This window comes from Fictibacillus phosphorivorans (assembly GCF_023715845.1).
Lineage (GTDB): Bacteria > Bacillota > Bacilli > Bacillales > Fictibacillaceae > Fictibacillus > Fictibacillus phosphorivorans_D.
The window spans coordinates 108,031-121,082 of the sequence record NZ_JAMBOR010000013.1; the positions used below are offsets into that span (position 1 = coordinate 108,031).

The following is a 13,052-nucleotide window of genomic DNA, read 5'->3' on the forward strand; positions in this document are numbered from 1 at the left end:
TTGAAGGTGGAGCATCAGCGATTACACTGTTGTTTTCCGTTTAGCATATTGCTTTTTCAAAAAATCCATAACCACATCTTTAATCATGATGTTTTCACCAAGTTGTATAAGTTTACTGCCTACAACGCTTGGATATCCGCAGACCTCTTCATACAAAAGCGGTGTCCCCGTCGCGACCTGATATGTTATTGAAAAATTGATCTCTTCCCCGTTCACACGGATATCTGACACTTCTTCTCTCTCACCGGTCCAGCTTATTCCTGAAAACTGAAGCTTCCCGATCGGAATCCCATGTGGCCGAAAGCCGCCTCCGTAAATCGGTTTATTCGTCACGTCTTCAAGATACGTCTCTTTGATGAGGCCGGCGATCTGTTTTCCTGTCAGTTCCATCACAATAGGTGTGTGCATACTTTTACAGATGTCTAACATGTTTCTTTTTGTAATCGTTCCACTCTTCAAACCTTCTGTAAGTCCTCCGCCGTACATGATTCCGATCTCAGTATGCCAATATTCTTTTAAACTATCAGCTGTCAACTTTACAAGCTGTTCATGCGAAATGTCTTCTGGTGATTCTGTAAGAACTTCTGATAAATATTGTTCTGCTTGAAGTCTTCCGTTCATCAGCACTTCTTCTAAGTCCGGATCTTGTTCATCTGCCAAAGTCATTTCTGTTAATCGCCCGGTATAATCGATCACGTTTATTGTTGTAAGATCGACCGTGACCGTAAGCTCCCCAACATACTGACCGTAACTCCCGGCTTGGACGATGATCACATTAGAAACGTTTTCTGGCTTAGGCAAGACATTATGCGTGTGTGCACCAATGATTATGTCTATGAAGCTAGATAGTTCTTTTGCTAGCTTTCTGTCAGCTTCTAGCCCTAAATGTGAAAGAAAAACAATCAGATTTGCTCCTTCACTTTTAAGAGAAGACACTTCCTTTTTTATCTCACTCACAGTATCAAGGTTTTTAAATCCATGCTTTCTTTCATATAGGTCTTCAAAAAGATCCGTTGCACCAAACAAGCCAATTTTCAGATATTCCCCAGCTTGTAAAATCAATGACTTTTTTGTGCCGCCAATTTGAGAACCGTCCGCCTCTGTCAGGTTCAGCAGAAGCCATGGCACTTTTGAATCTATGCTTAGCTGTCTGATCTTTTCCTTGGGAAGACGAAGCAACTCGTTATTCCCAACTGACATCGCGTCATAGCCCGTAGCTGACATCATATCAAGATGGATGTATCCGTTAGTTGCCAGGCACTCGTTCATGCTCATGTCCATATGATCTCCGCCATCAACCACAATGACATTATGATTTTCCTTCATGAGCTCCTGTTTTCTTTTCTTAATAAAAGCAGACTGTCTCGAAGCTAGGTCGTATTGACCGTGAAGATCATTTGTATGAAGAAACGTCAGTTTTTCTTTCATAAGGCTACCCCCGTTTTGTTAACAGTTACAAACCATAACAGCATTCCCATCCGGATCCTCCACATTGAACCAGGCGACTTCACCATGCCACTCGATCTCACGAGTGATCTTAAAGTTCTTTTCTCTTAAGTCTTTGTATGCTTCATCTATGTCTGGTGCAAAAAGGTTAAACATCGGACCTGTCCCCGGAGCCCGGTGAAACGTTGGATCGAACGTATGGTCATCCAGGGTTAAGCCTGTTTGGCCAGTGACTGGAATGTTATATACAGGTGATTCCACTTGATCCAATTCAACTGTGATTCCTAGGAGCTTTGCATACCACTCTGCAGATTTTTTCAGGTCTGACACATGAACAAAAACATTATTAATATGACTTTGGATTGGAGCAATACTCGTTACTTTTTCACTCATACCAAACGCCTCCGTCTATTATTCTAAATAGGTTTTGCGGAAACCATAAAAGGACCTGAAATTTTTAGAACCATAGAAAAGTCTCCTTATAAAAGGGCCTTTAAATTCCGAACCCCTTTTTCAACTTCAGAAAGCGGATCTTCTTCAAAGTACTCCTGCTCGATGACGCAATAATCAACTTGCTCTTCATCCGCAAGCTTTATAAACCCTTTCATATCCAGAATACCTGATCCCACGATCGTACTTACCTTCTTATCGTCTTTTGTTGCCATATCTTTTAAATGAAGAGAAACACAGCGGCCTTTATATGTTTTCAATAGATTTTCTGGTTCAAAGCCTGCATACTTCACCCAATATGTATCAAGCTCCATCTTTACCAGTTCGGCGTCCGTTTCTTGAAAGATCACATCAAACGGAAGTTTTCCTTCCACCTCATAAAACTCGAAATCATGATTGTGATAGGCCACACGAATTCCGTATTCTTTGCTTCTAAACGCTGCTTCGTTCAATGTTTCCGCTACTCGTTTATAATCGTCGATCGATTGCCTTTGTTCTTCTGTTAAATACGGCATGACCATCAGATCGTTCCCCAGCGTCATCTGATCATCCATTTGCTTTTTGAGTGCGTCACCTGAAAAATGTTCGACTGGGATATGTGCACCCGCAACCGTAAGTCCAGTAGCGTCGAGTACTTTTTTCACTTCTTTCGCCGCTATTCCAAAAAGCCCGGCAAACTGAACACTGTCATAACCCATGTCACTCACTTTTTCTAATGTTCCAAGCAGATTCTTTTCAGCCTCTGAATGTATGGAGTATAGCTGCAATCCAATTTTACGCATGTTGATCCTCTCCTCATTTTTTCGTTTATATGATTTTGTTCATTGACACCGATGCTTGTTTAAAGCCTAGTTTTCTATAAAGCTTAATCGCATTTTCATTGCTCCCAAAAACATGTAGTCCAAGTGAAGCAGCACCATGTTTTTTCACTTCTTTCTCAAAAAACCTTAAAGCTTCACTGGCAATCCCTTGATTTCTATACGCTTCAAGGATGTAAATATGGTAAAGGAATGCTTTTTCATCCTCTTTCTTAACATGAAACCAAAGATAGCCCGCTAATTTTTCATCACTTTTTATGTGGTAAAAGTAATGTCCCTCTGTATCCTCTTGATCAGGCAGTAAACTTTCAATTTGAGTTTCTGCATCCTTGTTTGCCTCTTCGATCGATACTAGGTAGTGCTCTGCAATATCTCCTGCATAATCCGGAAGCATAAACGCTATGTAGCTTTTAAACTCTTTATTGTTCATCTTTTCAAAAGTGATCAATATTCTTCACCTCTTCTCTTTTACCTGATCCATATAACTTGTTCTGAAAAGAGGTTGTAATGTCCTGCATTAATTTTTGAGGCACCTCCTTCTACACCACTTAAGTCTCTCTCATCTATAAATCTTTCAATCATTAAAAAAGTTATCGATATAACTCATAGCCGTTCACAAAATATTGAATGGTATCCATTTCATCTTCATTCAGCTCTCTGCCTACCGACTTTCTATATGCATCTGTAATAGCTTCTTTTTTCCCTTTACAAGATTCAGTAAGGTCAGCCAACCTCCTTAATGTATTGGCCTCTTGTCTGTACTCTGTCTTTGAAATGGGTCCCCCATGAGACAGAATATACGTTTCTGCATCAAAGGAATCGATCACATCTAAAAGCTTGATCGCGTTCGAAACCGTGTAGTTATTTTGCGGTGCATACATGTTCGCGTATAGGCTATCAGCTAAAAACAAGATTTTTTCTTCTTTTATGTAGATGACGATCGAATCTGTCGTATGGTCCCCACCAACATGTTGTAAGACACACGTCACACCACCGAGATCAATCTCCATTTTTTCATCAAACGTGACGGTAGGAAGTTTAATATGAATATCTCGGTTTTCTTTAAATTCTTTCTTGATAGCGTTTGCACAAAATTCAATTTCAATCCCTTGTTTCACTCTTTCATCTAATGCATCATCATTCCATGAAAAAGGGATCAATTCTTTCATCTTCTCTTTTGTTTGGCAGGAGGCAATGGTCGGAAAATCCAATGCTGACATGCCAAAGATATGATCCCAGTGCCAATGCGTAATCACAGCTAAGCTAGGCTTCTTTATACCGTTCTTGTTTAATTCCTCTAAAAAGTATGTTGCGTGATTCTCTGAGTTTCCAGCATCAATCATCAAGGTTAGTTCATTTCCAATTACTGCACTTAGAATCGGCCGGTCTGTTTCAGAAACAGGCGTTTGATACCAAAATCGATCACTTAATTTTTCTAATGTCTGCACCCTTCTTCTCCCCAAATAAAATTTATATTTTCTTTATTGTAACTCTTCATTATCTCTCAGGGTTAGAAAGATGCACATTTTGTTCGACATGAATTTCTTTTGGCAATGAGGTCGGTGCGTTTGGGACTTTTCGTTTTTTCATATTGATCACATCAGAAGAAAAGAGCTTTACCATCATACTTCCCCCATACCTTTTTGCTCTGATAAGAATAGGCTGATTATATTGATTCTTAAATTGAAAATCTGGTCCGTACCAGCTGACTGTTGCATCTCGGCCAGGTGGAACATACGGAACTCTCTTGCTGTGGGAATAGCGCTGTACAATTGTCAAACCTGCTCGGTCGACCGCATTAAAAAGAGTAGAGGAAACTTGGCATATCCCCCCGCCAACACCTTCTGATAACTCTCCTCTTACAATTATAGGTGCACGCATATAGCCTTTTGCTATTGTTCGATTTCCGACAACTTGATTAAAAGAAAAAGTTTCGCCTGGAAAAACTACATGGCTGTCCAATGCTTTCGCAGCAAGCTCAATATTATTGGAACGGCTTCTGTTATTGGAATTAAAATACGTTATGTATTGCCCGACCTGCTGCGTTTTAATGTGTGCAAGCAGTTCAGTATCCACTCTCGGATAAAGGTTAACTTCAGGAACATCAATCTTTACGGAACCTTCTCCAAAGAAATACGAATAAAAATTTTCTTTAAACATATGACGATTTAATTTATAACCGACTTCTCCGGGAACGATTCCGCCATGATCATTGATCTTTGCGTTTACCGGCGCCTTATAGGTTTGTGTTTCTAACTTCTTAATAAATCTTTCGTATTTTTCGCTGTCGATCATGGGTATGCCTGGGATTGGTACTGAAAATTGGGGACGATTCACTTCAGCAATCGTTTTTCCTTGCTGGTTTACCGTTAAGCTATCAGGCATATTTAAGGGCTGTGCAATTAATAACAATCCAGTTAACCATTTTAGGAACATTTCGTACCCCTCCACAATAAATAAGTCATACCTCGCGTTTTTTACTTTTTCCTAATTTATCGTTTTTATTACAGCTTTTAATAAATAACCATGTCAGTATAGTTCTTAAGTAAAAAAACGCCTGAATCTATTGTGATTCAAGCGTCTTTCTCATTATGCTTTTGTATTCAACGGTTTAAGTCGTGCTTCTATTTCTTCACGTTGAGGCTCTAAGAATGGCGGGAGAGCCAGTGATTCTCCAAGGTGCTCCAATTCCTCATCTGTATCAAAACCTGGACCGTCCGTGGCAAGCTCGAAGAGAATACGGTTAGGCTCCCTGAAATACAGGGATTTAAAATAGAAACGATCGACGAACCCCGAATTCGGGAATCTGGCTGTTTTTACTTTTTCAATCCAATCCCGAAGCTCTTCTTCATTATCTACACGAAACGCCACATGATGGACACCACCTCGGCCAAGTCGCTCGGGTGGAAGATCTGTACGTTCTTCAATATGAACTTCTGCTCCGGAACCGCCTTCTCCTGTTTCAAGCACAACGATATCAGGCTGACCCGAAACTTCAGCTGAGTAAGATCCTTTTTTGCGGAATCCTAATAGTTCTGTTAGTACTTGTATTGTGGGTTCAGCTACAGGAACAGTCAGCCGGACTGGGCCGAGACCGATGATTGCGGTTTCTTCTGGAGTGGTACTTTTGCTCCAAGGTTTTCCGCCTGCTACTCCCTTATTGTTTTCGTCAGAAACTAAGATGAGACGCTGCCCTTCAAAATCTCGGAACGCAAGGGTCTGGCGCCCGGCGCGGTCTTTAATCCCTTCTGTTTCTATTCCATGCTCTTTTAATCGATCCTCCCAAAATTTTAATGCGGCATCATTTTTTACACGAAGGGAAATCGCAGAGATTGAATGATTTCCGTCATGATTACGGCCCGCCATGGGAATCTCAAAAAACGTGAGCTCTGTTCCCGGATTTCCTTTTTCATCTCCGTAAAACAAATGATAAACACTCGTGTCGTCTTGGTTCACGGTTTTCTTGATCAGTCTGAGCCCCATCACTTCTGTATAAAACTTGAAATTTTCAGGGGCTTTTGCGGTAAGTGCAGAAACGTGGTGAATTCCTTTGAGTTTCATTATAAAAACCTTCTTTCCCACTTTTTATTTATTATCTGCTTAATTATGAAAAATGCCCAATATTTAGCTTCTAGGTGCCCAGAGCATGACAGAAACACCGACTAGGCATATAGCAGCTCCTAGCCAGTCATAGAGATCTGGTGTTTTCTTGTCCACAAGCCAACCCCATAGTACCGCTAGTATAATAAAAACTCCCCCATATGCGGCATATACCCTTCCGAACGTTGGGAAGTTCTGCAAAGTTGGAATCACGCCATAAGCGATTAATATAAGGCTCCCGGCTAATCCATATGTAAAGGGCTTAGATTCCCTCAGCCAAAGCCAAACGAGATATCCTCCGCCAATCTCGGCAAGTCCAGCTATAAGGAATAAAAAAATGGCAGCAAGCATGTTGACCTCCTCTTTCACACATCCTTCTTTTATTGTAAAAGAAAAAAGACCGAAAACAAAATTCGGTCTCCTATCTGACTTCAAGAAAATGCATGCTGAACCATTCTTTTTCATCACACCAAACTTTCCTGGGGATAAACCCGCACAAAACGGCGATCTTATAAACAAAGTTTCCGATTGTCGAACCTGGAAAAAAGACAACTTTTCGTTTGGAATGAAGGATTGGGAGCTTAAATTCTGCTGTATAATCTGCTGAAACGGCGTAGACGTTTAAACTTGGATAGTCATTGGATAAGGTTCTTGCAGATTGATAGAGAAAATCCTTTGAGATTATTTAAGATAAACAGTTCTGTCCGATAGCTTCGTGATCGATTCAAACAGCTCTGAACCTTTTTTATCATAAAGATATTTAGGTGAGGTTGATTTTGGCATCGATCGGAGGCCGTTCATGATTTCATTCTACATATCCGTCTCGATTTCGTTACCGACATAATCATGCACGTTTGGCTTCACAGTCCTCATGAAAGGTCCTCCGCTAAACGCAAGCCACTGAACTGCCACCTTTTATCTGCTTGGAAAAAATTGCGGTAAGTCGGACGAATATGGGATTTCGAGGTCGCACAAGAACCGCCTCTTAAAACCATCTGGTTACACATAAACTTTGCGTTGTACTCGCCGAGCGCACCTTCCAGCGGTTTACTTTTTGGATAGGCGGTGTAAGGGCTACTCGTCCACTCCCATACATCTCCATAAGCTTGTTTGAAGGGAACTAGCGTTGTTGAACCGTCTTCACAAGGGTGATAATATTCACTTTCTGCAAAGTTTCCTTCGATTGGAATGGACGCCATTGCATGTTCCCATTCACCTTCTGTAGGGAGTCTTTTCCCACTCCATCGGGCGAAAGCATCGGCTTCATAAAAACTGATATGGCAAACCGGCTCATCTAGATTTAGCTTTTTTTCACCTGTTAACGTGAAAGTATACCAGCCGTCATCTGCTTTTCTCCAATAAAGAGGATGCTTCCACTCTTCTTGTTTTACCTTGGACCAACCATCAGACAGCCAATGTTCTGGCTGATCGTATCCTCCTGCTTCTATAAAAGAAAGGTACTCTCCGTTTGTTACGGGATGTGAAGCTAAACAGTAAGGTTCAAGCCATACCTTATGACGCGGCCGTTCATTATCAAACGAAAAGTCTGCACCTGAGTATCCGATCTCTACAAGACCGCCTTCAATCGTAATATAGGATTTTTCGGTGTTTGTTTGAGGAAAAGGGATTGATTTGGATTCTGCAAATTGCGGCAATAAAGGATTGCATGAAAAATTATATTTCACATCTGTTAAAAGAAGTTCTTGATGCTGCTGCTCATGCTGAAGACCGATCTCAATCAAATCATAAATATCTTGGGGCAAATGATCATTATAAAGATCAACAAGCTGCACGATAGCCTCATCCACATGTTTGCGATATTTATAGACTTCATCCATCAATGGCCTGGAAAGCACTCCTCTGGAATGGCGGGGATGATAGGAGCCGATCGTTTCATAATAGGAGTTAAATAGATAATCAAACTTTTCGTTATAGGAAACATAAGAAGGATCATGTTCTTTTAAAATAAACCGTTCAAAAAACCAAGTTGTGTGTGCGAGGTGCCATTTTGGAGGACTGACATCAGGCATTGCCTGAATGATGGTATCTTCATCTTGAAGTTTGGATGCTAGTTTTTCTGATAAGGACCTGACTTGTTGGTATTGTTCGCTTAACTTTTCAGCTGCAGCATGTTCAATCGCCATAAATATCCTCCCTTAATGTTCATTTCAGGAATTACATCTTGATATATATATTGGAGTTGGTGATTCTGCATTCCACTCAGTTGAAATACTCCAGATGAAAGTATAAATAGCCCAAAAAAGGGACTTTCAAACAAGCGATTTAGCACTTATGGGGTATTAGAGGTATGTATGCGGTGATTGAGTTGGTAGGAGTGAGTCTGAGGTGTATAACTGTACAAAAATATGGGCTGACTGTACAAAAAAGGGGCTCGTACCGTACAAAAAGGAAAAAAGAGATAACTGCACCAGCAGCTATCCCTTCCTTATTTAATCACTTAAGAACTTCCGGTCAAAGATAAAAGGACCAAAAGGGACGACTGATGAAAGTCCCGCTAGAAATGCTCTCATAAACGGCCACTTTCTAACGTTCCACACATAGAGAATAGCTAGAGCATAAAGAACGAACAACAGACCATGAAGCCCCCCGACGATCGTTACTGCCATCGGCTGATCCATGAAATATTTTAAAGGCATTGCGATAAATAGAAGGATTAAAAATGACCAGCCTTCTAAGAATCCTATTGTTTTTAACATTTTGATTGGGTTCATAATAAATTACCTCCCATATTGCATTCTTGCATTCTACCTTTAGTTTTATCATAAATCAGATCATGATGGACTTCCCAACGGTAACTATTGTGTGAACAAATGGGGTCAGTCCCCAAACAATTTATTTCCCACCCTGTTTTTATCAATTTGCTCTAGAGAATTTACTCTATTTGCATATATGTTTTTATTTGTTTTTATTTTGAACTTAGTTTTTTTAAATCTTTTATGATCTGTTCATATGGTGTATTTTCCACTCCGTCATATCTCGATAATACTTTTCCGTTTTGATCGACTAGGAAGAAAGAGGTTGCATGGATGAATTGATCAGAGTTCGGGTCTGCCGTAACAGGTGTTTTAAATGACTCCTTCGCAAATTTTTCTATTTCCTCTTGGTTGTACCCACCCAAAAAATGCCAATTTGAGAAATCAGCATCATAATTCTTGCCAAACTTTTTTCTTGTTTCCGCGTCATCTCGCTTTGGATCAATAGAGAACGAAACGAAATTCACATTAACGTTCTCCTCTTTTGACATCTGCTGAAGTTTAGCCATATGTGCGGTCATCGGCGGACACACGGTTTCACAATTAGTGAATATAAAGTTTGCCATCCACACTTTGCCTTTTAAGTCTTCGCTGCCAAAGGCTTTATCGTTTTGATCTTTAAAAGAAAACGACTGAACGTCCCAGTCTAATGACTGAGACGATTCTTTACTGCTATTTTCATGTTGTTTATGGTTTTCATGTTCATCATGAGATCCGCCTGAACCACCACAAGCTGTTAATGCAGCAAGTAATACTAGGCTAATAATCATCATTATTTTCTTCACTACCTTTCACCTCTACTATCAAATTCTACTTTTTCACGATAACCAAACTTGAAGCGGCTTAATCTTCGGAATAATAAAACGGTCCAATAAATAAACAAGGATAAAAGAAATTCCAGCCAGCGGCATTAAGACTCCCGTAATTAGAATGAGTCCGAGCAGCCAAGGTTTTCGTTTTTTATCCGATTTTTTAGGTATTCCTAATTTCCCTCTTGGTTTTCTTTTTTTCCACATGATTAATGAAAAGATAACAATCACTATAAGACCAAGTGCAGCAACGGTGCCCAGCAGCTGATTAGCAAGCCCAAAATAATGTCCTTCATGTATAGCAATACCAATCGAAATGGCTTTAGCCATCCAACCGTAGTCACTAAACCTGATTTCCTCGACAATCTCACCATTGTATTGATTAAAGTAAACAGTTGCTTCATTTTCAGGCTTGTCCCGTGAGGATGCTACAGTATATACGCCATCTTCTCCAACAGGGTTTGAGATCGTATACGGTTTTTGAATCTTGTTTTCATGAGCCAAATACATGACCTGATCTAAAGAAAGTTTGCTATCTGCTCGTTCGGAAACGGGTACAGGATTATTTTCTGTAGCCCATGGTATATCTTCCGCTACTTCATCAGTCGTATTTTTTGCTTTTGGTGCTGTCCAAGCATATGTTGGATAACCTGCCTCCGCAGATGTCGCAAGCTTATTAACCTGCTCTCCCATCACATCTGACCATGGAAGGCCAGTAATGATTAAAATCAGAATCATTAAAGACAGCCAGAATGCTGTAACGGCATGTAGATCTCGCCAAAATATACGGCCATTTTTCTTCAATCTCGGAAACAGAGTGCCCCTTAACGATAATTTGTTTCTTGGCCACCAAATGTAAAGCCCCGTTACTAAAATGATGACCGTCCAGCATGCAGCAAGTTCGACTAATCGATTAACGAATGTACCGCCGACAATCCATTCACTATGCAATTTTGCTATTACATTTTTAAAATGTTTATCATCTAGAATGGTTCCTGTAACTTTAGCGGTATACGGATCTACGTACACCTGTGTTATAACATCATTCTCACTTATTTTCACTAACGTCGCACGATTACCTTCCTTTGGTAAACGAACCGACCCTATTTCTGCATTAGGAAACTCTTTCTTCACAGCTTCTGTTTGCAGTGATAAAGGGACCGTCTTTTCACCTTGCTGTACGATGAGTTTATCTTTGTATAGCATCGTTTCGATTTCACTCTGATACAAGTAAAGAGCACCACTTATGGCTAGTAAAATCAAGAAAGGTGCAAAAATAATTCCACCATAAAAATGCCATCTCCAAAAAATCTGATAAAGGCTGTTCGCTTTTTTCCCTTGATCATCATGTTTTTGTATGAACTCATGAGCCGCTGATTGCATCATCTTACTCTCCTTCTCCCCCTCAATATGAAGAAGTATAATCTTTTGCTCACTTTTGGTAATCACTCTAATGGGTGATTATGCACAAAAAAAGTGTGTCAAATTCATGACACACCTTTCTCAAACAATCCCGTTGTCGAATGCATAGCTTGCTAGTTGAACCCGATTATCCAGCTGAAGTTTACCCAATATATTTTTCATATGAGTCTTCACTGTATTTTCAGTTATACTGAGCTGTTTTGATATTTCTTTATTTGAGCAGCCTTTCGCCACAAGCTGCAGCACCTCTTGTTCTCTAACGGAAAGAGTTTGTTTACCTTGTCCATCTTTTTTAAACTCTTTCCAAATCCGGAATGCCATTTCTTTTGACATCGGTATCTCATCCAACGAATACGCCTTAAGTCCGTTTAGGAGATCTTCTGTTTTCAAATTTTTGAGAAGATATCCTTGTGCTCCTCGTTTTAAAGCTTCAAACCAGTCAGTGATATCATAGGAAACCGTCATCATCACAATCTTGATGTTGGGATATTCACTCTTAATCTTTTTTGTTGCATCAAAGCCATTCATTTTAGGCATCGAGATATCCATAAGAATCAAATCCGGCAGAAGTTCTTTCGTTTTTTCTATCGCCTGTATACCGTTCGATGCTTCTCCCACGATTACAAATTCCCTTTGATTTTCAAGTATTTCCTTGACTCCCTCGCGAGCCAGAAAATGGTCATCTACGATCAATAATCGAATAGGCTGTGTCATGACATGTCCTCCTTTTCAATCACTAACTCTGTTAATCCTCTTTCACTTTTAAGCGTGAGCTTCCAGTCCATCGATGCTGCACGATCTTTTAAAATCTTCAATCCAAATCCATGTGTTACATTATTTATATCAAAACCTATTCCTTTATCTATTACTCTACAAACCCATCCATGTGGCTTGAGTTCAGATTCTACCCATACTTCTCGAGATTTAGCATGTTTAATAACATTGATAATAGCTTCCTTAACACACGCAAACAGTTCAACCTTATCTTTAGAAGTGAAATCTTCATCCGTCAGCTGCCAATTTCGATGAATCTTCAGATCATGCTGACCTTCCATATCATTAAAAAAAGTATTTAAGGATTTTGTCCACGTTATATCCGATTCTGATGGGTTACTTCGAAGATTTTGAATGGCGCTTCTCGTATCATCATGGATGTGCTGCAGTGTTTTTTTCAATTTGTTAAGTTGTTTACGGTGGTGAACGGAATCATTGTCTAATTTATTTACTTGAACAGAAAGGAAAAATAGTGATTGTGCGATTCCATCGTGTAGCTCTTTTGCAATTTTCCCCCGTTCCTCTAAGACCGCTTTTTCCGAACGCTCCCTCTGCAGTTCCTGTTGCATACGCTCTAACCGGCTGAAAAGTATATTTAAAAAGTAGAGAGTTACTAGAAAAACGAGGATAGCTGATAACCAGTTTCCTGCGCTCATAGAGATATAGGGCAACAAAAACGAATGGCGGGCATTTTCCCACAATCCCACTGAAAATGTAGGAATTAAAAGAATCAGCCACTTAATTTGTCGATATGTCATAAAAGCAATTCCCCTCATGAAGTTCTTTCTAAATAAACATTTAAACTATAACATAAAAAAACCGGTGCATTTTGTAGACTAACCTAGGTATTTGGGACACAATAAAACACCTTCGAAATGATACACTTATTAAAAGTGAAAATCGGAGGTGTTTTTGCATGGGCAAAAACGTTTATTCAAAAGAAACAAAGTGGGCTGTTG

The 13,052-nt window shown here is 39.9% G+C and carries 16 protein-coding genes; all 16 read right to left on the reverse strand.

Annotated features, from left to right (window positions below):
- Nucleotides 1-21 precede the first annotated feature (21 nt).
- On the reverse strand, nucleotides 22-1,428 hold the full coding sequence (locus M3206_RS11640; RefSeq protein WP_251312693.1) for a bifunctional metallophosphatase/5'-nucleotidase: 1,407 nt from the start codon (nucleotides 1,426-1,428) through the stop codon (nucleotides 22-24).
- An 18-nt stretch (nucleotides 1,429-1,446) separates the two neighbouring features.
- Entirely contained in the window at nucleotides 1,447-1,839 is a 393-nt protein-coding gene (locus M3206_RS11645) for a VOC family protein (RefSeq protein ID WP_251312694.1), read from the reverse strand.
- A gap of 86 nt (nucleotides 1,840-1,925) precedes the next feature.
- Nucleotides 1,926-2,678 carry a sugar phosphate isomerase/epimerase family protein gene (locus tag M3206_RS11650; protein WP_251312695.1) on the reverse strand — a complete coding sequence of 251 codons (753 nt, stop codon included), beginning with the start codon at nucleotides 2,676-2,678 and terminating at the stop codon, nucleotides 1,926-1,928.
- Nucleotides 2,679-2,703: 25 nt separating this feature from the next.
- Nucleotides 2,704-3,162 carry a GNAT family N-acetyltransferase gene (locus M3206_RS11655; RefSeq protein WP_251312696.1) on the reverse strand — a complete coding sequence of 153 codons (459 nt, stop codon included), beginning with the start codon at nucleotides 3,160-3,162 and terminating at the stop codon, nucleotides 2,704-2,706.
- A 142-nt stretch (nucleotides 3,163-3,304) separates the two neighbouring features.
- Nucleotides 3,305-4,162, reverse strand: coding sequence for an MBL fold metallo-hydrolase (locus M3206_RS11660; RefSeq protein ID WP_251312697.1), 858 nt, complete (start codon nucleotides 4,160-4,162; stop codon nucleotides 3,305-3,307).
- Between the two features lie 49 nt (nucleotides 4,163-4,211).
- The gene (locus M3206_RS11665) at nucleotides 4,212-5,150 is read right to left on the reverse strand and encodes a VanW family protein (RefSeq protein ID WP_251312698.1); all 939 of its coding nucleotides are present in this window, start codon (nucleotides 5,148-5,150) and stop codon (nucleotides 4,212-4,214) included.
- A gap of 153 nt (nucleotides 5,151-5,303) precedes the next feature.
- The gene (locus tag M3206_RS11670) at nucleotides 5,304-6,275 is read right to left on the reverse strand and encodes a ring-cleaving dioxygenase (RefSeq protein WP_251312699.1); all 972 of its coding nucleotides are present in this window, start codon (nucleotides 6,273-6,275) and stop codon (nucleotides 5,304-5,306) included.
- A 63-nt stretch (nucleotides 6,276-6,338) separates the two neighbouring features.
- The gene (locus tag M3206_RS11675) at nucleotides 6,339-6,665 is read right to left on the reverse strand and encodes a YnfA family protein (protein ID WP_251312700.1); all 327 of its coding nucleotides are present in this window, start codon (nucleotides 6,663-6,665) and stop codon (nucleotides 6,339-6,341) included.
- A gap of 70 nt (nucleotides 6,666-6,735) precedes the next feature.
- Nucleotides 6,736-6,999, reverse strand: coding sequence for an L-histidine N(alpha)-methyltransferase (locus M3206_RS19215; RefSeq protein WP_425590734.1), 264 nt, complete (start codon nucleotides 6,997-6,999; stop codon nucleotides 6,736-6,738).
- Complete coding sequence (locus M3206_RS19220; protein ID WP_425590732.1) at nucleotides 6,996-7,115, reverse strand: L-histidine N(alpha)-methyltransferase; 120 nt, start codon at nucleotides 7,113-7,115, stop codon at nucleotides 6,996-6,998. The genes M3206_RS19215 and M3206_RS19220 overlap by 4 nt, the downstream gene beginning before the upstream one ends.
- A 68-nt stretch (nucleotides 7,116-7,183) precedes the next feature.
- Entirely contained in the window at nucleotides 7,184-8,458 is a 1,275-nt protein-coding gene (gene egtB, locus M3206_RS11680; protein WP_251312701.1) for an ergothioneine biosynthesis protein EgtB, read from the reverse strand.
- A gap of 306 nt (nucleotides 8,459-8,764) precedes the next feature.
- On the reverse strand, nucleotides 8,765-9,046 hold the full coding sequence (locus tag M3206_RS11685; RefSeq protein ID WP_251312702.1) for a DUF3817 domain-containing protein: 282 nt from the start codon (nucleotides 9,044-9,046) through the stop codon (nucleotides 8,765-8,767).
- A 194-nt stretch (nucleotides 9,047-9,240) separates the two neighbouring features.
- Nucleotides 9,241-9,873 carry an SCO family protein gene (locus M3206_RS11690; protein ID WP_251312703.1) on the reverse strand — a complete coding sequence of 211 codons (633 nt, stop codon included), beginning with the start codon at nucleotides 9,871-9,873 and terminating at the stop codon, nucleotides 9,241-9,243.
- Between the two features lie 33 nt (nucleotides 9,874-9,906).
- A complete protein-coding gene (locus tag M3206_RS11695; RefSeq protein ID WP_251312704.1) occupies nucleotides 9,907-11,283 on the reverse strand; it encodes a PepSY-associated TM helix domain-containing protein in 1,377 nt (458 codons plus the stop codon).
- 117 nt (nucleotides 11,284-11,400) lie between these two features.
- Complete coding sequence (locus tag M3206_RS11700) at nucleotides 11,401-12,033, reverse strand: response regulator (protein WP_251312705.1); 633 nt, start codon at nucleotides 12,031-12,033, stop codon at nucleotides 11,401-11,403.
- Nucleotides 12,030-12,851, reverse strand: a complete 822-nt coding sequence (locus tag M3206_RS11705; protein ID WP_251312706.1) for a sensor histidine kinase — start codon at nucleotides 12,849-12,851, stop codon at nucleotides 12,030-12,032. Before M3206_RS11705 ends, M3206_RS11700 begins: the two co-directional genes overlap by 4 nt.
- Nucleotides 12,852-13,052: the final 201 nt, after the last annotated feature.